General features: G+C 64.2%; 29 protein-coding genes and 1 tRNA gene. 25 read left to right on the top strand and 5 right to left on the bottom strand.

What is annotated here, in order from left to right:
• Positions 1-97 precede the first annotated feature (97 nt).
• The 5 genes from J1N60_RS09200 to J1N60_RS09220 all read right to left on the bottom strand — a co-directional run bounded on the left by J1N60_RS09200 (position 98) and on the right by J1N60_RS09220 (position 7,128).
• The gene (locus tag J1N60_RS09200) at positions 98-277 is read right to left on the bottom strand and encodes a glycine zipper domain-containing protein (protein ID WP_312912423.1); all 180 of its coding nucleotides are present in this window, start codon (positions 275-277) and stop codon (positions 98-100) included.
• 246 nt (positions 278-523) lie between these two features.
• On the bottom strand, positions 524-3,733 hold the full coding sequence (locus J1N60_RS09205; protein WP_312912424.1) for a M14 family metallopeptidase: 3,210 nt from the start codon (positions 3,731-3,733) through the stop codon (positions 524-526).
• A gap of 145 nt (positions 3,734-3,878) precedes the next feature.
• Positions 3,879-4,409 carry a winged helix-turn-helix transcriptional regulator gene (locus J1N60_RS09210; RefSeq protein ID WP_312912425.1) on the bottom strand — a complete coding sequence of 177 codons (531 nt, stop codon included), beginning with the start codon at positions 4,407-4,409 and terminating at the stop codon, positions 3,879-3,881.
• 593 nt (positions 4,410-5,002) lie between these two features.
• Positions 5,003-5,073, bottom strand: a tRNA-Gly gene (locus J1N60_RS09215).
• 150 nt (positions 5,074-5,223) lie between these two features.
• Positions 5,224-7,128 (bottom strand): polysaccharide deacetylase family protein, encoded by a 1,905-nt coding sequence (locus J1N60_RS09220; protein ID WP_312912426.1) that lies wholly within the window; start codon positions 7,126-7,128, stop codon positions 5,224-5,226.
• Positions 7,129-7,398: 270 nt separating this feature from the next.
• Between J1N60_RS09220 and J1N60_RS09225 the strand changes: the two genes are divergently transcribed.
• The 25 genes from J1N60_RS09225 to secY are packed head-to-tail and all read left to right on the top strand — an operon-like array spanning position 7,399 to position 21,987.
• On the top strand, positions 7,399-8,280 hold the full coding sequence (locus J1N60_RS09225; RefSeq protein ID WP_312912427.1) for an RNA methyltransferase: 882 nt from the start codon (positions 7,399-7,401) through the stop codon (positions 8,278-8,280).
• A gap of 4 nt (positions 8,281-8,284) precedes the next feature.
• Positions 8,285-9,304, top strand: a complete 1,020-nt coding sequence (locus J1N60_RS09230) for a 50S ribosomal protein L3 (RefSeq protein WP_312912428.1) — start codon at positions 8,285-8,287, stop codon at positions 9,302-9,304.
• Between the two features lie 11 nt (positions 9,305-9,315).
• Positions 9,316-10,068, top strand: a complete 753-nt coding sequence (rpl4p, locus tag J1N60_RS09235; RefSeq protein WP_312912429.1) for a 50S ribosomal protein L4 — start codon at positions 9,316-9,318, stop codon at positions 10,066-10,068.
• The gene (locus J1N60_RS09240; protein ID WP_312912430.1) at positions 10,065-10,319 is read left to right on the top strand and encodes a 50S ribosomal protein L23; all 255 of its coding nucleotides are present in this window, start codon (positions 10,065-10,067) and stop codon (positions 10,317-10,319) included. Before rpl4p ends, J1N60_RS09240 begins: the two co-directional genes overlap by 4 nt.
• A 2-nt stretch (positions 10,320-10,321) precedes the next feature.
• The gene (locus J1N60_RS09245) at positions 10,322-11,044 is read left to right on the top strand and encodes a 50S ribosomal protein L2 (protein WP_312912431.1); all 723 of its coding nucleotides are present in this window, start codon (positions 10,322-10,324) and stop codon (positions 11,042-11,044) included.
• A complete protein-coding gene (locus J1N60_RS09250) occupies positions 11,041-11,466 on the top strand; it encodes a 30S ribosomal protein S19 (protein WP_312912432.1) in 426 nt (141 codons plus the stop codon). The genes J1N60_RS09245 and J1N60_RS09250 overlap by 4 nt, the downstream gene beginning before the upstream one ends.
• A gap of 7 nt (positions 11,467-11,473) precedes the next feature.
• Positions 11,474-11,947 carry a 50S ribosomal protein L22 gene (locus J1N60_RS09255; protein ID WP_312912433.1) on the top strand — a complete coding sequence of 158 codons (474 nt, stop codon included), beginning with the start codon at positions 11,474-11,476 and terminating at the stop codon, positions 11,945-11,947.
• Complete coding sequence (locus J1N60_RS09260) at positions 11,947-12,954, top strand: 30S ribosomal protein S3 (RefSeq protein WP_312912434.1); 1,008 nt, start codon at positions 11,947-11,949, stop codon at positions 12,952-12,954. The genes J1N60_RS09255 and J1N60_RS09260 overlap by 1 nt, the downstream gene beginning before the upstream one ends.
• The gene (gene rpmC / locus J1N60_RS09265; protein ID WP_312912435.1) at positions 12,954-13,175 is read left to right on the top strand and encodes a 50S ribosomal protein L29; all 222 of its coding nucleotides are present in this window, start codon (positions 12,954-12,956) and stop codon (positions 13,173-13,175) included. The genes J1N60_RS09260 and rpmC overlap by 1 nt, the downstream gene beginning before the upstream one ends.
• Before the next feature lie 10 nt (positions 13,176-13,185).
• Positions 13,186-13,620, top strand: coding sequence for a ribonuclease P protein component 1 (locus tag J1N60_RS09270; RefSeq protein WP_312912436.1), 435 nt, complete (start codon positions 13,186-13,188; stop codon positions 13,618-13,620).
• Positions 13,611-14,066, top strand: a complete 456-nt coding sequence (locus J1N60_RS09275; RefSeq protein ID WP_312912437.1) for a 30S ribosomal protein S17 — start codon at positions 13,611-13,613, stop codon at positions 14,064-14,066. Before J1N60_RS09270 ends, J1N60_RS09275 begins: the two co-directional genes overlap by 10 nt.
• Positions 14,066-14,464 carry a 50S ribosomal protein L14 gene (locus J1N60_RS09280; protein WP_253433997.1) on the top strand — a complete coding sequence of 133 codons (399 nt, stop codon included), beginning with the start codon at positions 14,066-14,068 and terminating at the stop codon, positions 14,462-14,464. Before J1N60_RS09275 ends, J1N60_RS09280 begins: the two co-directional genes overlap by 1 nt.
• An 8-nt stretch (positions 14,465-14,472) precedes the next feature.
• Positions 14,473-14,829 (top strand): 50S ribosomal protein L24, encoded by a 357-nt coding sequence (gene rplX, locus J1N60_RS09285; RefSeq protein WP_312912438.1) that lies wholly within the window; start codon positions 14,473-14,475, stop codon positions 14,827-14,829.
• Positions 14,826-15,551, top strand: coding sequence for a 30S ribosomal protein S4e (locus J1N60_RS09290; protein WP_312912439.1), 726 nt, complete (start codon positions 14,826-14,828; stop codon positions 15,549-15,551). Before rplX ends, J1N60_RS09290 begins: the two co-directional genes overlap by 4 nt.
• Positions 15,548-16,093 carry a 50S ribosomal protein L5 gene (locus tag J1N60_RS09295; RefSeq protein WP_312912440.1) on the top strand — a complete coding sequence of 182 codons (546 nt, stop codon included), beginning with the start codon at positions 15,548-15,550 and terminating at the stop codon, positions 16,091-16,093. Before J1N60_RS09290 ends, J1N60_RS09295 begins: the two co-directional genes overlap by 4 nt.
• Entirely contained in the window at positions 16,086-16,274 is a 189-nt protein-coding gene (locus J1N60_RS09300; RefSeq protein ID WP_312912441.1) for a 30S ribosomal protein S14, read from the top strand. Before J1N60_RS09295 ends, J1N60_RS09300 begins: the two co-directional genes overlap by 8 nt.
• Complete coding sequence (locus J1N60_RS09305) at positions 16,271-16,663, top strand: 30S ribosomal protein S8 (RefSeq protein WP_254160199.1); 393 nt, start codon at positions 16,271-16,273, stop codon at positions 16,661-16,663. The genes J1N60_RS09300 and J1N60_RS09305 overlap by 4 nt, the downstream gene beginning before the upstream one ends.
• A 2-nt stretch (positions 16,664-16,665) precedes the next feature.
• On the top strand, positions 16,666-17,199 hold the full coding sequence (locus J1N60_RS09310) for a 50S ribosomal protein L6 (RefSeq protein WP_312912442.1): 534 nt from the start codon (positions 16,666-16,668) through the stop codon (positions 17,197-17,199).
• Positions 17,200-17,202: 3 nt separating this feature from the next.
• Positions 17,203-17,913, top strand: a complete 711-nt coding sequence (locus J1N60_RS09315; protein ID WP_312912443.1) for a 50S ribosomal protein L32e — start codon at positions 17,203-17,205, stop codon at positions 17,911-17,913.
• On the top strand, positions 17,910-18,359 hold the full coding sequence (locus tag J1N60_RS09320; protein WP_253434020.1) for a 50S ribosomal protein L19e: 450 nt from the start codon (positions 17,910-17,912) through the stop codon (positions 18,357-18,359). The genes J1N60_RS09315 and J1N60_RS09320 overlap by 4 nt, the downstream gene beginning before the upstream one ends.
• Positions 18,359-18,907: a 50S ribosomal protein L18 gene (locus J1N60_RS09325; protein ID WP_253434022.1), complete on the top strand. Its 549-nt coding sequence runs from the start codon at positions 18,359-18,361 to the stop codon at positions 18,905-18,907. The genes J1N60_RS09320 and J1N60_RS09325 overlap by 1 nt, the downstream gene beginning before the upstream one ends.
• On the top strand, positions 18,904-19,536 hold the full coding sequence (locus tag J1N60_RS09330; RefSeq protein WP_312912444.1) for a 30S ribosomal protein S5: 633 nt from the start codon (positions 18,904-18,906) through the stop codon (positions 19,534-19,536). The genes J1N60_RS09325 and J1N60_RS09330 overlap by 4 nt, the downstream gene beginning before the upstream one ends.
• Positions 19,533-20,006, top strand: a complete 474-nt coding sequence (locus J1N60_RS09335) for a 50S ribosomal protein L30 (protein ID WP_312912445.1) — start codon at positions 19,533-19,535, stop codon at positions 20,004-20,006. The genes J1N60_RS09330 and J1N60_RS09335 overlap by 4 nt, the downstream gene beginning before the upstream one ends.
• A gap of 2 nt (positions 20,007-20,008) precedes the next feature.
• Entirely contained in the window at positions 20,009-20,515 is a 507-nt protein-coding gene (locus tag J1N60_RS09340) for an uL15m family ribosomal protein (RefSeq protein ID WP_312912446.1), read from the top strand.
• 2 nt (positions 20,516-20,517) lie between these two features.
• Positions 20,518-21,987: a preprotein translocase subunit SecY gene (secY, locus tag J1N60_RS09345; protein ID WP_312912447.1), complete on the top strand. Its 1,470-nt coding sequence runs from the start codon at positions 20,518-20,520 to the stop codon at positions 21,985-21,987.
• The last annotated feature ends 15 nt before the right edge of the window (positions 21,988-22,002 follow it).

A 22,002-nucleotide genomic window follows, 5' to 3' on the forward strand; every position in this document is an offset into this window, starting at 1 on the left:
GGCCATCGGTGACGGGTCGACAGGTAACGGCGAACCTCGTCCCTGGAGCGCGAGGTGGTTCTGGTCGCTGCTGTTGCCACTCGAGCCGATGGAAGATCTACGACTGCTGACTTTCCGGCCAGCCGGCATCCATGCCCGCACCGAGGACGATCCCGAGCGCAATACCGATAGCCAACTCGTTCATCGCGACGCCAATGGCGACGCCGAGTACGAGTCCGATCGACATCCCCATTCCGGGAGCTCGTCCGGACCCATTCTCTTCGTCTCTCGAAGTCATAGGGACATACTCGCTGCATCCGGAGATAATACTATCGCTGAACGTACCGAAGGCGGTCGTGCGAGTTTGACCTCTCGAACTGACCGATCCCTCGAGAGGAGTACGCGTCTCGAGCTCATCGACGAGCCCGCCATCTTCAGTCGTAGCCGAAGGGTTCGGGTAACCACGGCGGTACCCGTCACGCCGGCGAGAATCAGGAACCGGCGGCGCGCCGAAGCACGCGCGAGCGGCCCGTTTCCGTCACGATCAGACGTCCTCTGCGACGACAGTTACGTCGCGGTCGGTACCACCGAGCAGAATCCACTCGCGGTCGGTGAGCGTCCCGTCGTCGCCGGTGTCACGCGAGACAGCGATCGGTCCGAACGTGTACTCACCAGTGTCGAGCAGGTCGTCGGGGGCCTCTACGAAGTGCGTGAGGTTCTCGTAGGCCGATTGGGCGTCCTCGAGGCCGAAGTAGACGTGCGTGCCACCGTTCAACGCCGGCGTCGTCGCCTCGACGTCGCCGTACCCCTCGTCGACTGTCCAGTCTTCCGGCACCGTGTCACGGACCAGAACCGGTTCGGTGGCCTCGACGTCCAGTTCGGTGCGATTCGTTTGCCCGCCGGTGAACACCGAGCCCGAATCCTCGCGCTCGCCGTCGACCGCGAACCGCGGGCCCTGCTCGCGGTCGCCGACCGTCCGGACGATCTCGCCGTCCACGAACCGTCGCTGCTCCATGCCGAGCGCGTTGACGAGGACGGTGAACCCGAAGTACGAGAGGACGTAGTTCTTCAGCCCGAAGGGGTGCAGTTCCTGCTGGCTGGCCGGGGGAAAGAGTCCACCGATCGCGTGGATACCACGCCACCCGTCGCTGTCGGTGAAGATCGAACCGCAACTCACTAGGTCGTCGGTCGTCCCGGCGACGGTTCCGCCGGACGTCTCGAAGGCGTCCGCGTCGATCAGCGTCATCGGCGCGTCGTTCGCGTACGGGTAGCCGAGCGGTGCTACCTTCCACGTCATCCGCTGGATCGGACGGGTGTCGGTGAGCAGCGGGTGTTCCTCGTCTTTCTCCTCGAGGTGACTGACGCCGAACGTCTCGTCGACGACGTCGCCCTCGGCGATGCCGGGTGCGGTCTCCAGGTCTGCGAGCAGGTGGAGGCCCGTGTCGGTTACCACGAGGTTACCGCCGGACTCGACGAAGTCGTCGATCGCTGCGGCGTAGCCCTCGGGGTCGTCGCCGCGGTCGTCGTGGACGACGACGAGGTGGTCAGCGTCGACCCCCGATTCGGCCACCTCTTCGGGCGTGAGCGCGACCGTAGTGAGCAGTTCGTTCTCCGCCTCGAAGTCGTCGAAGAACGCCAGCGGCGTCACCTCGTACTCCTGTTGCTCGAAGCCGAGCGCGTCTCGAGGGTCCGGGTTGTCGGCCTCCGACTGCAGCGTCCCGACGTGAGCGTGGAGTTCCGTCGCTTCCTCGGCCATCAGGCTCTCGACGTCGAGCGTCCACTCGCCGGCCGCCGGCTCTTTCACGACCATCGGCGGGATGTGGTGATGTCGATCGCCGTTGAACGTCGAGGGACGATACGAGCGGACCTCGTTCCCGTTCGGACCGCGGAGCACGACGTCGACGAGGCCGTACGGTGCGTGTGCGTGTACCGATAGCGTGTGTAGACCGTCGGCGACGTCGAACGTCAGCGTCTCGGTGGATTCGGCGTCGACGATGAGATCGTGCTCGGTGCTGGCGAGTTCGGTTCCGCCGCTATCAGTATCGTCATCCTGCAGGAACGAGAGGTCGTCCGACGAACGCGTGAGTTCGTCGGTCGTCACGTAGGCGATCTCCGTGGGTTCGCCGTCCCGGGTGACGACCTCGGAGTCGACGTCGCGGAGCGCGTAGTCGGTCATCGTCTTCATTGCCGCAATGTAGCCCGTCACCCACTTGTCGGCTAACTCGGGATTGTACACGTTCCCCCCGATCATGTGGCTGTAGGCCATCTCGAACGCCATCGTCGTCACGTCGAGGCCGCCCAGGTCCTCACTGGCGCCCATGAAGCCGATGAGTCCGCCGGTGATCGTGTAGCCGATCGTGTCCCAGATGGTCGAGTAGTCGTACGCCGTCTCCGGCAGCGTGGGCATGAGGACCTCGGGGTTGAACTTACCGGTGGCTTCCTCCTGGACCTCGGCGAGCGTCTCCCAGTCGTCCATCGCCTCCTCGAGGTTCGTCTCGAGGGTCCGGTTCATCTCGTAGAGGTCGTGGAACTCGTCCTGGGTGTACTCGATCTGGTTGATGAGTCCCAGAATGAAGTCCGAGTTCCAGAACATCGCGTGGAGGTCGGCGCCGTGAGTGAGGTTTTCGTACCCACGGAAGTGCTCGACGACGCCCATCGCGTCGGGAACCTTGTCGATGATATCGTGTGGATTGTCCTCCGCCCAGCGGCTCTCGTCCGGTTCGCCAGGGTGGTGAGACGGATCGATCCACCCGACGGTGGGGTACTGCCGGTTCGTGTCGTACACTTCGGCGTTCCCTCGCTCGTGGAGTGGCGCCGCGGGTAGCCGTGGATGGGTCGCACCTGGTCCCCCGGTCTGCCAGCCGCTATCGTACTGCGGGCTGCGGGCCACCCAGCCGTCGGGATTACACGAGAGGATGATCAACACGCAGTCGTCCAGCAGTCGCTCGAACTCCTGCTCGCGTCCGGTGAGTACTCGCTCGATGAACCGATAACACGCCTCGGGGCCAGCGCGCTCGAGGCCGTGCATCGAGGCCTCGAACATCACCTTTTGACGGTTCTCGAACTCCTTAGTCCCGCGAATCTCGTCGATGTCGTTCGTGATTTCGGCGACGTGGAGGTCCTTCGGATCGTACCGGTCGGTGAGTCGGTTGTGGTGGCCGGGACTCGTCCCGAACTCGACGTCGTGCGGGTTCTCCGCGTCCGCGAGGGCGTAGAAGTTGAGCCGCTCTGCGTGCTCGGACTCGAGGTACTCCATCCCGCTGATCATCTGCTCGTAGTCGATGAAGTCGACGGCGCGGTGCGGGGCCGGGAAGACGCCGAGAGGATAGTACCCCAGTCGCCAGAACGGGTTCGATCCGGGCGTGTAACTCAATTCTTCAGCGGTTGGAATCTCGAGTACCTCCTCGACCTCCGCCGTCGTGAGTTGCGCGTAGGCTGCGGGCGGCTCCTCGAGAATCCAGTCTTCGTCGATTTCGACCTCGAGGTCGAGCCCGAGCAGGTCGTCGATCCCCGACTCGTCCTCGAACTGGATGAGCGTCGCGACGGCGTAGTCGTCAGGCGTGTGATTGACGACGTACTCGTACTCGTCGGTCATCGCCGAGTCTTCGAGGTCAGCGATAGCGTTGCCTGGCAAGGCCAGAACGCCACCCAGTGCAGCAGAGAGTCGTACGAAGTCGCGTCGGTTGATTGGTACGGTATCGAAGGTTGCCTCGGCTTCGTGCGTGTCGTCCGCGCCGTGTTCGTGTTCCATCATAGTTCGTGTGCAGGGTGGTCCAGCGGACCTATCGCGGTCAACAATAATCATGATAAAAATGGTATTGACAAACGCATCCAGGAGTCTTCTCGGAGTCCGGATACCGATCGAATCAGCCGTCGAGACGGCTACGCTTCGCAGACGGTTACGCGGCTTCAGTCTCGAGTCGCGACTCGGACTCGTCCGACCCGTGATTCGCCCCGTCCTCGAATATTACGGACTCGACGGTAGGAGCGAGTTCGTTGACGACCGTCCGGCCGTCACGCTCGCGAACGACGAACCCGGCGTCTTCGAGCATCGAGAGATGATGTGAAACCGTACTCGAGTCGCACTCGAGTGCGGTAGCGAGGCGAGCGTTGTGCGTCGGACCCAGCGTCGCCAGCGCCTCGAGCACCCGTCGCTTTGCCGGTTCGAAGAGGACGCTTCGCAACTCGAGGTCGTCCTGACTGAACGGAAAATATCGTCGTTTCCCACAGACTGTGACCGATTGGATCACGTTCTCGTCTTCGAGAACGCGGACGTGATAGCGAACGGTCGAGAGTGCGACGCCGCTTTGCTCGCTCACGGCGGAGAGACAGAGACCGGGCTCGGCCTCGACGGTCTCGTAAATCATCCGCCGTCGATCGTTTTCGAGCGGACACGAATCGCTAGACGACTCACGCTTGGAAACTGCCATCGTCACACTCGTCGTTGAAAGAACCGGCATCTCGACGGACAGTCCACGACCAATCTCCTCCTCTCATCGACGGCGTTACCCGCGCTCGAGCGAATCCGCCACGATCGGGTATCGGCTTCGTTCTACGAGCCGGTTCCCACCACTGCCGTTGTCCCAGTTCAAATGTATCATCCAGTCCGTGATATCGACCTGCTCTGGTTTCGCGTGCCATTCGATCCCATGAATATCACGACCTGGTATAAACTAATGTTGCCGATATATTTTGGATTGGGCATATATATCGGACGTAAGTGCAAAATATATGTAAAAAATACTCAATATGTATGGGAATTTGCCAAGAAAACGCCGATTCGGGAGTGCGTAAACTCCAATGCCTGGCTCGATGGCGTCACACCGACCCCGTGCTCGAGTTGACTCGAGGCGCGACTCGCTTCGCTCGTCGATGTTGGGCGGTGAAAACGCGCTGGCTGGGATTTGAACCACGCCCGAGAACCTGTTCGCTACGCTCACAGAACCTCGGTCTGATTCAAATCCAGGGACGATTTTCACTGAATACGCGACTCGCTCCGCTCGTCGGTTTGATTCAGTGTAAATGCGCTGGCTGGGATTTGAACCCAGGTTGTGACCATGGCAAGGTCACGTGATACCACTACACTACCAGCGCCCTGTTGCACTCTCACCTACACCGGCAAGGGTGTATAAGGGTTGCGAATCGGGAGGGGTATGGGCTACGACTGCACGACTCACACCGCGGGCCCGGCCGGCGGTTTATCGACTCGATAAGTGTCTCGAGGCCGGTGGCCACGGCGTCGGCTCACTCGATCTCGAGCGACCAGTCGCCGTCGGCCTCGACGTCGATCCAGCAGACGTTGGCGGCGGCGTACGACCGGGATCCGTCGAACTCCCCGCTCTGTTTGACCAGCTGTTCCCAGCTACCGTCGGCTCCCCAGCCGTCCACGATGAACATCCCGTCCCCGCCGTGAGTGACCTGGAGGCTGAGATCGTTTTCGGTCCACAGCGGGCCAACGAACGACGGCCCCGATCCGGACGCCGAGTTCGGGACGTCCGTCAGGTCATCGGCGTGAACTTCGGGCTGGTCGAGACTGATCTCCCACTCGCCGTCGGCTTCGACATCGAGTTCGTAAGAGCCCCCGCCGACGACCATCATCGATTCGCCGTCCGCGCCGCCGGCGGTCTGTACCAGCAGGTCGTCGGCCAGGTTGTCGTCGCTCGACTGGAGTCTGGCGACGAACTCGCCGTCGGCCGAGACGTCTCCCACGAGGATTCCCTCGGAGAGGTCGAACGAGTCCGACGTCGTCGAGCCGTCGCCGTCGAACGAGAGCGACCGGCCGCTATCGAAGATCGTTCCCTCCGGTCGTTCGGTGGCTTCGTCTTCTTCGCCATCGTTGCCGTCGCCATCGCCACCCAAGTTGCCGTCGACCACGTCCGACAGCGTCACGACGTCGACCCCGCGCTGTTCGATGTGGTTGAGCAGGTGCTCGAGGTCGTCGACCGACATGCTGCTCGACGTCGACTCACCCTCGACGATGCGCGGAATGCGAAGGATGGAGAGCTGGTTCCACTGGTCGACGTTGTTGATGTGACGGCGGACCCCCTCGTGAAGAGCCGGCCCCCAGATCTGAGGGAGGGTGTGAATGGAGGTCGGATTGCCGCTGGTTGGTCCGCCGCCAAACAGTAGCCCTGACTCGTAGTGCTCGCGGAGGGCCTCGTGGGTCTCCTGGGTCATCCGATCGTCCGGGACGACGAAGTGCCGGGCGCCCTTTTCGAAGCCCCGCTCTTCGAGTGCGGTTCGGGTGACTTCGAGGACGCGCTTCTGGCGGTCGATGGGCATCTCCGGAAGCGCACCCTGACTCACGGGATACGCACAGACGTCCCAGCCCTGGTCCTGCAGTTCCTCGAGTTGCTCGAGCGTCATCTGGCTGCGCCCACCGATCTGTTCGGGGTCGACGGCGACCGCTGCCGACCAGCCGCGCTCCTCGAGCATCGGCGCGGCGCGCTCGTACTGGGTACGGTGGCCGCCGTAGAACGCCAGGATGGCCTTGCCGTTGTCGACGCCCTGTGTCCTCCGGAGGTCGTCGATCACGAGTCGTGTGGGTCCGTCCTCGGGTCCGTACCCGATGATGTTTAGCCGGGTGACGTTCGGGAGGTCGAGTTCACCGTACTTCTGGCCGTACCCGAAGTCGATGCGAAGCCAGCCTTCGTACCCGCCAGGGACCACGCGGATGCTCTTCAGTCGGTTGTCGCGGTTGCCGGTTTCAACTTCGAGGGCGACTCGATTGGCTGACTCAACTTTGACTGCTAGCGAGACATCGTACCCGTCGAGATCGAGTCGATCCGGGAAGGCCGTCGTGGCGACGACCTGACTCGAGTCGCCCTCGAGGACCGCCGCCTGTGATCCGGTTCTGGCCTCGTCGGGTGCGGCCTCGATCGTCCCTTCCGTCGTCCGCCAGTGCTCGAGGTTCTCGAAGGTGTCGATGGCTTCGCCGGTGTCGATTGCAGGCCACTCGATGCTGCCCTCGTCGTCGCCGTTCCCGGTTCGATCGCTGTCGCCGTTTCCGTTGCCGTTGCCTGAGGTTCCGTTTCCGTTTCCGTTCCCGTCTCTCGGATCGCCGCCGGGGATCATGTCCAGACAGCCAGCGAACGATGCCGAGCCTGCGCCCAGTGCAGCCAACAGCTTGCGTCGAGATGACGGTTGCATTGGGTCACCGTCTGCCGCCGGGTACCTTCTTAATGGAGGCTATAATGAAAAAAATCCAACCGTTTCACGGAAAAGGACCATCCTTTCCCTTTCGCTAAGCCCGCCGAACCCGGTAGCGATTGCCGCGTTATCGCGACCATTTTGTGTGCCCGAGTGTCACGAATTTGGCCCTGCGAACCCCTCACAGCCCGGAATCGAATCCGCTACCCTTTTAAGACACTGTCCGTAACACATCGCTACAGTCTAGTGACGAGGCGCCGAAGTCGCGGTATGACCGTCAGCGTGCTCGTGCCGTCGTCACTCAGCCGGGAAGCCGAGGACAAACGCGAGGCCACTCGCAAACTCGGGTACGTCGCCCGTGCGGCGACCATCTTCCGGGCCGATCGCCTGATCGTCTACCCCGATCCAGGGGGCGACGACGGGCGATTTGGCGACGGGTTCGTCGAAACCGTCTTGCGGTACGCCGCGACGCCCCCCTACCTTCGAAAGGAGGCCTGGGGCAAGCGGGACGAACTGGAGGCCGTGGGCGTCTTACCGCCGCTCCGTGCCCCGTCACAGACCGGCTCCGAATCGAACGGTTCGGGGTCGACAAGACAAGGAATCGTGACCGAGGTCGGACCTGAAGGGCGCGTCCGGGTCAATTGCGGACTGCAACACCCGATCTCCCTCAACACACCTCCCGGAATGGAGGTCGACGAGGGGGAGCGCGTGACCGTCAGGATCTCTTCGCGACGACCGGTCCGGGCGAAACTCGTCGACGAATCCCCACCGGGATTCGCCGTCGAGCGGACGGACCTCCCGGCAGCACTCGGCCGTGAGGACGCCGGCGTTCGCATCGCGGCCTCCCGATACGGTGAACCGCTCACCGTGGGACGCCTCGAGACGCTGGCCGGACGCGTCGAACGGGACGGGATGACCGTCGCCTTCGGCGCACCCGAGAGAGGGTTGCCGGACATCCTCGGTATCGACCAGGGGGCCGTCGAGGCCGCTTACGCCGATACCGAGGACGACGCAAACGTCGAACCCAGCGATCTGCGCACGGAAACGGGGTTCGACCTCTGGCTCAATACGGTTCCGAACCAGGGGAGCGCGGTCGTGCGAACGGAGGAGGCTCTGTTCGCCACCCTCGCTCCCCTCTCACTGAGAGCGTGATAGAATGCCACAACCAAACGCACCACGCAAAGGCTCACTCGGGTTCGGCCCACGAAAGCGGGCGACCAGCGAGGTCCCACGCTTTTCCTCGTGGCCGGACGACGACGGACAGCCAACGCTCCAGGGCTTCGCGGGCTACAAGGCCGGCATGACCCACGTGGTTATGGTCGACGACACCGCTAACTCGCCGACCGAGGGAATGGAACAGACCGTTCCCGTGACCATCGTGGAGACGCCGCCGATGCGCGCCGTCGCCCTGCGTGCGTACGAGAACACACCGTATGGACAGCAACCGATCACCGAGGTCTGGACCACCGAGTTCGTCGACGAACTCGAGCGCGTCCTCGACGTCCCCGGCGACGAGTACGACGCCGAGGCCGCCGAAGACGAGTTCCGCGAGGAACTCGAGGCCGGTCGGGTCGACGACGTTCGCGTCATCACCCACACCGTCCCTGGTTCGATCCCCTCGGTTCCCAAGAAGAAACCCGACGTCATGGAGACGCGCGTCGGCGGCGGCTCCGTCGAGGAGCGCGTCGACTTCGCGCTCGAGACGATCGCCGAGGGCGGCGAGCACGTCATGAACGACGTGTTCCGCGCCGGCGAGTACGTCGACGCCAGCGGCGTCACCAAGGGGAAAGGTACCCAGGGTCCCGTCAAGCGATGGGGCGTCCAGAAGCGCAAGGGCAAGCACGCCCGGCAGGGATGGCGCCGCCGCATCGGGAACCTCGGTCCCTGGAACCCGAGCCGCGTCCGCTCGACGGTCCCCCAGCAGGGTCAGACCGGGTACCACCAGCGGACCGAGCTCAACAAGCGCCTCGTCGACATCGGCGACGGCGACGACGCGACGGTCGACGGCGGCTTCGTCAACTACGGCGAGGTCGACGGCCCGCACGCGTTGATCAAGGGCTCGCTCCCCGGGCCGAACAAGCGCCTCGTGCGCTTTCGCCCGGCGATTCGACCCGGAGACCAGCCGCGTCTCGATCCCGAGGTGCGCTACGTCTCCACCGCATCCAACCAGGGGTGAACTAGCAACACATGAACGCAACAGTACGAGACCTGGACGGCGCAGACGCGGGGGAGGTCGAGCTCCCGGCGGTCTTCGAGACGGAGTACCGCCCGGACCTGATCGCCCGCGCGGTCCGCGTCGCACAGGCAAACCGAAAACAGGCCTACGGTGCCGACGAGTTCGCCGGCATGCGAACCCCCGCCGAATCGTTCGGTAGCGGTCGCGGGATGGCCCACGTACCCCGGCAGAACGGACGCGCCCGCCGCGTTCCCCAGGCCGTCAAGGGACGACGGGCCCACCCGCCGAAGGCCGAGAAGGACCAGGGCGAATCGATCAACAAGAAAGAGCGCAAACTCGCGATCCGGAGCGCCATCGCCGCGACGGCCGACGCCGAGCTCGTCGCCGAACGCGGACACGCCTTCGACGACGACGCCGACCTGCCGCTGGTCGTCGGCGACGACTTCGAGGACCTCGTGAAGACGAAGGAGGTCGTCTCCTTTCTCGGGGCCGCCGGGGTCGACGCGGACATCCAGCGCGCCGACGACGGACGCAGCGTCCGCTCAGGGCAGGGTAAACTCCGCGGTCGCAAGCACAAAGAGCCCAAGTCGATCCTCTTCGTGACCTCGAGCGAGACCGGTCCCTCGCGTGCCGCCCGCAACCTCGCGGGCGCGGACGTGGCGACCGCCGCCGAGGTCAACGCCGAGGACCTCGCACCGGGCACCCAGGCCGGTCGACTGACCGTCTGGACCGAGAGCGCCCTCGAGGAGGTGGCAGACCGATGAGTTCGATCATCGAGTACCCGCTCGTCACCGAGAAGGCCATGAACGACATGGACTTCGAGAACAAGCTCCAGTTCCTCGTGCACGTCGACGCCTCGAAACCCGAGATTCGGGACGCCATCGAGGAGCGCTTCGACGTCGAGGTCGCGAACGTGAACACACAGATCACCATGGACGGCACGAAGAAGGCAACGGTGACGCTGGGCGAGGACGACGACGCCCAGGAAGTCGCCTCACGAATCGGGGTGTTCTGAGCATGGGACGACGAATCTTCGGCCAGCGTCGAGGACGCGGGTCGCCGACGTTCCGTGCCCCGTCGCACCGATACAAGGCGAATCTCGAGCACAAGAAGCTCGAGGACACCGACGTGGTCTCGGGCGAGGTCGTCAGCATCGAGCACGACCCGGCCCGCTCGGCGCCGATCGCGGCCGTCGAGTTCGACGACGGCGAACAGCGCCTGATCCTCGTTCCCGAGGGCGTCGCCGTCGGCGAGGAGATCCAGGTTGGCGTCAGCGCCGAGATCAAGCCCGGGAACACGCTCCCACTCGCGGAGATTCCCGAGGGGGTCCCGGTCTGTAACGTCGAGGCCAAGCCGGGCGACGGCGGCAAGTTCGCCCGCGCCTCCGGCGTCAACGCGGACCTCATCACCCACGACCGCAAGGCTGCGGTCGTTCAGCTGCCAAGTGGCGAAGTCAAGCGGCTCGATCCACAGTGTCGCGCCACCATCGGCGTCGTCGCCGGTGGCGGCCGCACGGAGAAGCCGTTCGTCAAGGCAGGAAAGAAGTACCACAAGATGCGCGCCCGCGGGATCAAGTGGCCGCGCGTCCGCGGGGTCGCCATGAACGCCGTCGACCACCCCTTCGGTGGCGGTGGCCGTCAGCACCCCGGTCGCCCCAAATCCGTCTCGAAGAACGCACCGCCGGGACGGAAAGTCGGTGACATCGCCTCCCGGCGAACCGGTCGAGGTGGAAACAAATGAGTCAGGAGTACCGAACCGGCCGCGAAGGTGAAGAGTTTACCTACCGCGGTCACACGCTCGAGGAGCTCCAGGAGATGGAGCTCGAGGAGGTCGCTGACGTGCTTCCGGCACGACAGCGACGGAGTATCGTGCGCGGGCTCTCGGTCGAGCAGGAGAAGCTGCTCGAGAAGGCCCGTGAGAAAGACGAACAGGAGACGGCCAACTCGCCGATCCGGACGCACCTGCGCAACATGCCGGTGCTGCCGGAGTTCGTCGGGCTGACCTTCGCCGTCTACACCGGACAGAGCTTCGAGCGCGTTCGGATCGAGCCCGAGATGATCGGCCACTACCTCGGTGAGTTCCAGCTCACCCGATCGTCCGTCACGCACGGACAGGCCGGTATCGGCGCGACCCGATCGTCGAAGTTCGTCCCACTGAAGTGATCATCGCATGGGAATCAACTACTCAGTCGACGCCGACCCGGACACCACCGCGAAAGCGATGCTCCGGGAGCGTCACATGAGCCACAAGCACAGCAAGGAGATCGCCCGCGAGATCAAGGGTCGAACGGTCGACGATGCCGTCGAGTACCTCGAGGCGGTCGTCGAGGGCGAGCGCTCGGTTCCGTTCCGGTCGCACAACTCCGGCGTCGGCCACCGATCGGACATCGACGGCTGGGACGCCGGTCGCTACCCCGAGAAGGCCAGCAAGGCGTTCCTCGAACTGCTCGAGAACGTGGCGGCCAACGCCGACCACCAGGGCTTCGACGGCGGGTCGATGGAGATCGCCCACTGCGCCGCCCACAAGGTCGGCGAGTCCGTTGGGCGCAAACCGCGTGCGATGGGCCGGGCCTCCGCCTGGAATACCCCGCAGGTCGACGTCGAAATCGTCGTCGCGGACGCGGACGCAGAAGGTGACGACTAATGGCAGACGAACACGAATTCATCGAGAACGGCCTGCAGCGGTCCCAGATCGACGAGTTCTTCGAGGAAGAACTCGGCCGCGCGGGCTACGGTGGCATGGACGTCGCCAAGACGCCGATGGGCACCCAGATCGTCCTCAAGGCCGAGAAGCCGGGGATGGTCATCGGCAAAGGCGGCGAGAACATCCGGAAGGTCACGACGGCTCTCGAGGAGAAGTTCAACCTCGATGACCCCCAGATCGACGTCCAGGAGGTCGACGAACCCGACCTCAACGCGCGGATCGTCGCGGACCGACTGGCCAACGCCCTCGAGCGTGGCTGGTACTTCCGGAAGGCCGGTCACACGACGATCGACCGGATCATGGACGCGGGCGCTCTCGGTGCCGAGATCGTCCTCGCCGGAAAGGTCACGGGTGCGCGCTCGCGCGTCGAGAAGTTCAACCGCGGCTACATCAAGCACAACGGCGAACCCGCCGAGGAGATCGTCGACACCGGCCAGGGCGTCGCGGTCATGAAGCTCGGCACGATCGGCGTGACGGTCAAGATCATCCCGCCGGGAGCCGAGCTCCCCGACGACTTCCGCATCCACGACGACCTCGATCCAGCGGAAGTCGTCCCCGATGCCGTCGAGGCCAACGAGGCCGAGGGCGTCGAGGAATTGCTCGAGGGTGAACCCGAGGAAGATGAGACCGAGGCCGAGGCCGACGAAGGCGAAACGGACGCTGAAGGCGGCGAACCGGCACCCGCCGACGAGGCCGAGATCGACGAAGAGGTCGTCGAGGAGGTTCTCGAGGAAGAAGTCGCCGAAGAAGAGACCGACGCCGGCGAATCGGAGGCGGCGGTCGGTTCCGAAGACGCCGAGGACGTCGAGGAGGAACTCGACGAGCTCGACGAGGATATCGAGGCGGAAGCCGAGGATCTCGTCGCGGAGATGGAGGCCGAGGACGAGGGCGACGAAGCCGAAGCCGAAGCCGAAGACGACGAAACAGACGAGGGAGGTGACGCCTGATGGCGATCCTCCACAACGAGGAAATCCGCGACATGACGCCCGCCGAACGGCAGTCCGAACTCGAGGACCTCGAGACGGAACTGCTGAACGCCAACGCGGTCCTCGCCGCCGGTGGCGCTCCGGAGAACCCGGGCGAAATCGGCGAACTCAAGCGGACCATCGCGCGGGTCAAGACGATCCAGCGTGAAGAGGGCGACTTCGACGACACCGACGAGGAATAATCGATACACGATGGCACTGACACCCGAAACGCTCCCGCGACACGAACTCAACGGCCTGCCGGTCCGGGTCGTCGATAGCGACGACGCCGGCCGCGTGGGTATCGAGGGACGAGTCGTCCTCGAGACGACGAAGACCCTCTCGATAGAAGTTCGCGAGAACGGGACGTCCCGGGTGCTCACCGTGCCGAAATCGGGCTCGGTATTCGAATTCGCGATCACAGATGAAGCCGCCGGAGACGAGAAGTCTCCGGGGACTACGTCCAAACTGGCCGATACACAACCTGCCGATTCTCCGGCAGACTGCGCCGACGGTGACAGCGTCGGCGACCGTGCCAGCGGGCACGCTGCTGGCGAGGACGTAGCCTACGTTACGGTCGATGGATCGCGACTGCTCTCACGACCTGCCCGACGCACCGAAACGAAAGGTGACTCACCATGGCAATAGGACTAGATGTTGAAAGGCCTCCGGAACCCGAAAACCCGGAGGAGTACGACTACGAGACGTGTCCGTTCTACGGCGACCTGCCGGTCCGAGGTCAGATCCTCGTCGGCACCGTCGTCTCGACGGACATGGACAAGACCGTAGTCGTCGAGCGAGAGTACGACGTGACGGTTCCGAAGTACGACCGTCAAATGAAACGTCGCTCGCGCATTCCGGCACACGTGCCGGGCGTGCTCGAGCCGCTCTCGGTCGGCGATACGGTCAAGATCGCAGAGACCCGACCACTGTCGAAGACGAAATCGCACGTGGTCGTCGAAGTAACCCAGGAAGCGACCGCCGTCGACGTCGCCGAGTTGACGCTGGAGGAGGAACACGACCCGCAGCTGTCGGCCGAAGATTTAGCTGGCGGTTCCGGCGACGAGGACGAAGCCAACGAGGGTGATGCCTGATGGAGGCAATGAAAGCCGACGTCACGCAGGGCCTGAAGAAGGGCTCGCTCGTGACCTGTGCCGACAACTCCGGCGCGCGCGAGTTGAAGATCATCAGCGTCGCGGGCTACCACGGAACCAAGAACCGCCAGCCGAAGGCGGGTCTCGGTGACAAAGTCACGGTCTCCGTGACGAAGGGTACCCCCGAGATGCGACGCCAGGTCCTCGAGGCCGTCGTCGTTCGCCAGCGGAAGTCGATCCGCCGGCCGGACGGGACGCGCCTGAAGTTCGAGGACAACGCCGCCGTCATCGTCGACGAGAACGAGGAGCCGCGAGGCACCGAGATCAAGGGACCCATCGCCCGCGAGGTCGCGGAGCGCTTCGGTGCAATCGCCAGCACGGCGACGATGATCGTATAGGATAGACTATGAGTAAACAACCACGCAAACAACGAACCCAGACTGAGCAGGCGCCGCTTCACCAGAAGCACAAGCAGGTTCACGCCACGCTCTCCGACGATCTTCGCGAGGAGTACGACGTGCGTCGCACCCGCGTCAACGCGGGCGACCGCGTCGAGGTCATGCGCGGTGACTTCGCCGGCGACGAAGGCGAGGTCCTGCGCGTCGACCTCGACGAGGCCGTGATCCACGTCGAGGACGTGACGGTCGAGACGGCAGACGGCGAGGAAGTCGCCCGACCGCTCGACACGTCGAACGTCCGGATCGTGGACCTCGACCTCTCGGACGAGCGTCGCGAGGCGCGCCTGGAAGGTGATAGCGAATGAGCAACCATCAGAAACGACTCTCGGTACCGAAATCGTGGCCGGTCGAGCGCAAGACCGACGTCTTCACCGTCAAAGCGCGCGCCGGCCCCCACGGCGAAGCCGGCGTCCCGCTGGTCATCGTCCTACGGGACGTCCTCGGCTACGTCGACTCGAAGAAGGAAGCCCGCTACGCCCTCTCCCAGGACGCGATCCTGGTCAACGGCGAGCCGATCAACGACGAGAAGCGTCCCATCGGGATGTTCGACATCGTCGGCTTCCCCGGACGCGAGGAGTACTACCGCGTCTTCCCCGACGAGGGCGGCCGCCTCTCGCTGACCGAAATCGACGCCGATGCCGCAGACAGCCGTCTCGGCAAGGTCGTCGGCAAACAGCAGGTCAAAGGCGGCGAGACGCAGCTCTCGCTCCACGACGGTACGAACGTCGTCGTCGACGAGGAGTACAGCACGAACGACTCGGTCGTCGTCGACAATGAGGACAAGTCGGTCGTTGCACACTTCCCCTACGAAGAGGGTGCGCTGGTCACCGCCGTCAGCGGCAACCACGGCGGGAAGATCGGCGAACTCGTCGACATCGACGTGACCCTCGGAAGCGGCTCGAACATCGTCACGGTCGAAACCGACGACGGCGAGTTCGAGACCGTCGAGGAGTACGTGTTCGTCATCGACGAGAACTTCGTCGACGACGACTCCTCGGAGACGGCGAGCGGAGGTGACGACGAATGAGCGAAAGTGAAGCCGGCGAGGCCGACTTCCACGAGATGCGCGAACCCCGCGTCGAGAAAGTCGTCGTCCACATGGGCGTCGGCCGCGGCGGACGCGACCTCGGACGCGCCGAGGACATCATCGAGGAGATCACCAGCCAGCAGAGCGTCCGAACCCTGGCAAAGGCGACCGAACCCGAGTTCGGCATCCGCCAGGGCGACCCGATCGGCACGAAGGTCACCCTTCGCGGTGACGACGCCGAGGACTTCCTCGAGACGGCGCTGCCTCTCGCGGATCTTTCGGCGTCGCAGTTCGACCAGACCGGAAACTTCAGCTTTGGCGTCGCTGAACACACCGAGTTCCCGAGCCAGGAGTACGACCCGAACGTCGGGATCTACGGCCTGGACGTGACGGTCAACCTGGTCCGACCGGGCTATCGCGTCACGAAGCGAGCCAAAGCGACCCAGGCGATCCCGTCGCGACACCGGCTGACACCCGAGGACGCCATCGCGTACCTCGAGTCGAGTTACGACGTGGACGTGGAGGTGCCAGACGATGAGTGAAAGCGAAACCGAGACTGAAAACGAAGAGACGGGCGAGCACGCCGCCAAGCGCACGGGACAGGAAGCGGCCTGTCAGCGCTGTGGTCGCAAGCAGGGACTGGTCGGCAAGTACGACATCAACCTGTGCCGGCAGTGTTTCCGCGAGATCGCCCGCGACATGGGATTCAAGAAGTACAAATGACCGGGAACGATCCACTCAGTAACGCGCTGTCGGGCATCGACAATGCCGAGAGCGTCGGACACCTGAGCCACGAGGTAGAACCCGCCTCCAACGTCATCGGCAGCGTCCTCGAGGTCTTCTACGACCGCGGGTACATCGACGGCTTCGAGTTCGTCGACGACGGCAAAGCCGGCACGTTCGAGGTCGAATTGAAAGGAGCGATCAACAAGTGCGGCCCCGTCAAGCCCCGATATTCCGTCAAGGCCGACGAATTCGAGAAGTGGGAGAAGCGATTCCTCCCGGCTCGAGACTTCGGCGCGCTCGTCGTGACGACGAGTGAAGGAATCATGAGCCACTACGAGGCTCGAGAGCAGGGCATCGGTGGCCAGGTGATCGCGTACGTCTACTAACAATGCGAACCGAACTGGACATCCCAGACGACGTAACCGCCGAGGTCGATCACCTCGACGTGACGATCGAGGGCCCGGAAGGCAGCGTTACCCGCCGCCTCTGGTACCCCGACGTCACCGTCGACGTCGACGACGACCGCGTGGTCATCGAGAGCGAGACGGAGAACGCGAAAACGAACGCGACCGTCGGTACCTTCGAGAGCCACGTTCGAAACGCCTTCCACGGTGTGACCGAGGGATGGGAGTACGAGATGGAAGTCTTCTACTCTCACTTCCCGATGCAGGTCCGCGTCGAAGGCGACGAGGTCGTCATCGAGAACTTCCTCGGCGAGAAAGCACCGCGACGAACGACCATCCACGGCGACACCAAAGTGAACGTCGACGGCGAAGCGCTGACGCTCTCCGGCCCGAACAAGGAGCACGTCGGCCAGACCGCCGCCGACATCGAACAGTTGACCAAGGTGAAAGGCAAGGACACCCGCGTCTTTCAGGACGGGGTCTACATCACCCAGAAGCCACAGAAAGGAGGTGCCTGATAGATGGCTGACGACGACCAACCACAGGAACTCGAAGACATCAGCGGCGTCGGCGAGAGCAAGGCCGACGCACTCCGCGAGGCCGGGTTCGAGTCCATCGAGGACGTCAAAGAGGCCGACCAGGACGAACTGGCCGAGGCCGAAGGCATCGGTAACGCGCTCGCTGCGCGTATCAAAGCCGACGTCGGCGACCTCGAGGTCTCCGAGGAAACGGAGGCCGAGATCGAAGACGAAGCCGCCGAGGAAGAAGACGAGACCGAAGACGTCGAAACCGAACTGCAGCCCCGAGGGCTGACCGAGAAGACGCCCGACCTCGACGACGAGGAGGCGCGCCTGCTCGGCCGGCGCCACGCCGAGGGCAAACCGCAGTTCAAGCGACAGGACTACCACAAGAAAAAGCGCACGCCGGAATCCTGGCGGCGCCCCCGTGGTGGCCTCTCCAAGCAGCGTCGCGGCTTCAAAGGCAAGGGCGCGAAGGTCCAGGCCGGCTACCGCACGCCCGAGGCTATTCGGGGCAAACACCCGAGCGGCTTCGAGGAAGTCTACGTCGAGAACACGGACGACCTCGAGGGTGTCGACGGCGACACCCAGGCCGTTCGTATCGCCAGCTCCGTCGGCGCTCGCAAGCGCGAGCGAATCGAGGAGCAGGCCGAGGACGCGGAAATCCGCGTTCTGAACCCGACCTACGTCGAAGTCGAGGTGGAAGACGAATGACCGACCTGAGTTCACAGAAGCGACTCGCAGCGGACGTCCTCGACGTCGGGCAGAACCGCGTCTGGTTCGACCCCGAGGCCCAGGGCGACATCGCGTCGGCGATCACGCGCGAGGAGATTCGCGAACTGATCGACGACGGAACGATCCGGGCGAAAGACGCCCGCGGGAACTCCCGCGGCCGTGCCCGCAAACGCAACGAGAAGCGCTCCTACGGCCACAAGAAGGGGCCTGGCAAGCGCCGCGGCAAGAAGGGCGCCCGCCAGAACCAGAAAGAAGAGTGGACCAACAAGATTCGCGCACAGCGCCGGAAGCTTCGCGAACTCCGCGACCAGGGCGAGATTACGCCCACGCAGTACCGCCAGCTCTATCGCAAGGCAGCCGGCGGGGAGTTCCGCAGCGTCCGGTACCTGTTGAACTACATCGACAACGAATACGGTGACCAATAATGGCGACAGGACCACGATACAAGGTACCGATGCGACGTCGCCGTGAGGTCCGGACGGACTACCATCAGAGGTTGCGCCTGCTGAAATCGGGGAAACCCCGCCTCGTTGCTCGCCTGAGCAACAAGCACGCCACGGCGCAGCTGATCACCCCCGGCCCTGACGGTGACGACACGCTCGCCAGTGCTCATTCGAGCGACCTCGAGGAGTACGGCTGGGACGCGCCGACGAGTAACCTCTCGGCTGCGTACCTGACCGGCCTGCTGGCCGGGAAGCGAGCGGTAGACGCCGGCGTCGACGAGGCCGTCCTCGATATCGGCCTCAACAAGGCGACGCCCGGAAACAAAGTGTTCGCGATCCAGGAGGGCGCGATCGACGCGGGGCTCGAGATTCCCCACAACGACAGCGTCCTCGCCGACTGGTCGCGTACTCGCGGTGAGCACATCGCCGAGTACGCCGAACAGCTCGACGAGCCGCTTTACAGCGGCGACTTCGACGCGACTGACCTTCCCGAACACTTCGACGACGTACGAGAGGCGATCTTAGAATGAGCGCAAACGACTACGACGACGGGTGGCAGCCCGTAACCCGACTCGGGAAGCTCGTTCAGGAGGGCGAAATCGACACGATGGAGGACGCCCTCAACTCCGGACTTCCCCTCAAAGAGCCCGAACTCGTCGACCAGCTCCTCCCCGGACTGGACGACGAGGTGCTGGACATCAACATGGTCCAGCGGATGACCGACTCCGGCCGCCGGGTGAAGTTCCGGTGTGTCGTCGCCGTCGGCAACCGCGACGGCTTCGTCGGCTACGCCGAGGGTCGCGAGGACCAGGTCGGCGCCGCCATCCAGAAGGCAATTGGTATCGCGAAGCTGAACCTCATCCAGGTGCCCCGCGGCTCCGGGTCGTGGGAGGACCGATCGGATCGGCCCCACTCGCTGACTCGTCGGACGACTGGCAAGGCCGGCTCCGTTGAGGTCGAACTCATCCCGGCCCCCGAAGGGCTGGGCCTGGCCGCGAGCGACACCGTGCGCGCGGTGCTCGAGCTCGCCGGCATCGAGAACGCCTGGACGAAGAGCCACGGCAACACCCGAACGACGGTGAACCTGGCGAAAGCGACCTACAACGCGCTCGAGAACGCCTCGCAGTCGCGTGTCCCCCGTGAGGTGGCTGAACGATGACGGCGAAGGCTATCGTCCAGATTCGCGGCGAGGTCAACCGCCAGCAGGCCGTCGACGACACGCTGTCGATGCTGAACCTGCACAAGGTCAACCACCTCACCATCGTCCCCGACACGGACACCTACCGCGGGATGATTACCAAGGTCCACGACTTCGTGGCCTACGGTGAACCCGACGTCGACGTGCTCGAGACGGTGCTCGCGAAGCGAGCGGAACCGCTCGAGGGCCGCCAGTCCGACGTCGACGCAGACTGGATCGCCGATCACACCGAGTACGACGACTTCGCCGCCCTCGCCGAGGCCCTCCTCGCAGAGGAGACGACGCTTCGCGAGCAGGGGCTGTCGCCGACGCTGCGACTGCACCCGCCACGGGGTGGCCACGATGGCGTCAAACACCCGACCGGTAACGGCGGGCAACTCGGAAAGCATACAACCGAGGAGATTAACGCCCTGCTAACGGCGATGCGATAACCATGACGAGCAAGAAACGACGTCAGCGCGGCTCGCGAACCCACGGCGGCGGCACGCACAAGAACCGCCGCGGGGCCGGCCACCGAGGTGGCCGCGGCAAAGCCGGGCGTGACAAACACGAGTTCCACAACTACGAATCGAGAGAGAAACACGGCTTCAAGCGACCACAGGGCGCCCAGCCCACCGTCGCCGAGATCGACGTCCAGACACTCGACGAGGACGCGATCCTCTACGTCGCCGACGGCGACGCCGAAGAGACCGACGACGGCTACGCCATCGACGCCCGCGACGTCGTCGAGGACGGCTACGAGGCCGACGTCGTCAAGGTCCTCGGCAGCGGCCAGGTCCGGAACACGCTCGAGATCACGGCGGACGCCTTCACCGAGACGGCCCGCGAGAAACTCGAGGACGCCGGTGGCGAAGCGGTCGTCTCCGAGCGCGCACAGGCAGCAGAGGAAAACGACGAAGCCGAGGCGGAAGCCGAAGCCGACAAGGCCACTGAGGACTAACCATGGGATGGAAGGAAGCCGCTGAACCGGTCTTGACGCGAATGCCCACCGTTCGCCGCCCGGAAGGGCACGTTCCCTTCAAGCGAAAGCTGGGGTGGACGGCGGGGATTCTCGTACTGTACTTCTTCCTGACGAACATCGCGGTCCTGGGCGTCGCTCAGGGCGGCGAGGACCTGTTCGGCCAGTTCCGCGCGATCTTAGCCGGTGAGCACGGCTCACTCCTGCAGGTCGGTATTGGCCCAATCGTCACCGCCAGCATCGTGTTGCAGTTGCTCGGTGGGGCGAATCTGCTCGGACTCGACACCAACGACCCGCGCGATCAGGTCCTCTACCAGGGTCTGCAGAAGCTGCTCGTCGTCGTGATGACGGCGCTGACGGCCCTGCCGATGGTGTTCGCCGGCAGCTTCCTTCCGTCAGTGAACGTCCTCCAGCTCGGCGGCCTCACCCTTACGGGGGCTGAGGTGCAGACGCTGATGTTCGTACAGATCTTCATCGGCGGGATCCTCATCCTCTACATGGACGAGGTCGTCAGCAAGTGGGGCGTCGGCAGCGGTGTCGGCCTGTTCATCATCGCCGGAGTCAGCCAGCGACTCGTCTCGGGATTCCTCTCGCTTTCCGACCAGGGATTCTTCTACAGCTGGTACCAGATCCTGTTCACCGATGAGATTGCGGTCAATTCCTGGCTCAGTAGCGAGGGCTTCAATACGCTGTTCATCGCCAATAACGGCGGCCAGCTGCTGGCGCTCGCGACGACACTGTTGATCTTCGGGATCGTCGTCTACGCGGAGTCCGTCCGCGTCGAGATCCCGCTGAGCCACGCCCGCGTAAAGGGTGCTCGCGGACGCTTCCCCGTAAAGCTCATCTACGCGAGCGTCCTGCCGATGATCCTCGTTCGCGCCGTGCAGGCGAACATCCAGTTCCTGGGCCAGATCCTCCAGAGTCAGTGGTCGATGCCCGGGTGGCTCGGCGTCTACTCCAACGGACAGCCGGTCGGCGGGTTCTTCTACTACTTCGCGCCGATCTACTCGCCGGGCGACTGGATGTGGTGGACGGGACAGACCCCCGCGGGAATTGACCCCTGGCAGATCATGGTGCGGATCGGCATCGACCTGACGTTCATGGTCGTTGGTGGTGCCATCTTCGCCATCTTCTGGGTCGAAACGACGGACATGGGGCCGAAAGCGACGGCTCGACAGATCCAGAACTCCGGGATGCAGATCCCCGGCTTCCGCCAGAACGCGGGTGTCGTCGAGAAGGTCATGGAGCGGTACATTCCGCAGGTGACCGTCATCGGCGGCGCGCTCGTCGGGTTGCTCGCCGTCTGGGCGAATATGCTCGGTACCATCGGTGCCGTCTCCGGAACCGGCCTGCTGCTCGCGGTCTCGATCACGTACAAACTGTACGAGGAGATCGCCGAGGAGCAGTTGATGGAGATGCATCCGATGATGCGCCAGATGTTCGGCGGCGAGTAGCCACGCCTTTCACTT

Origin of the sequence: Natronosalvus caseinilyticus (assembly GCF_017357105.1) — an archaeon.
Classification (GTDB): Archaea; Halobacteriota; Halobacteria; order Halobacteriales; family Natrialbaceae; genus Natronosalvus; species Natronosalvus caseinilyticus.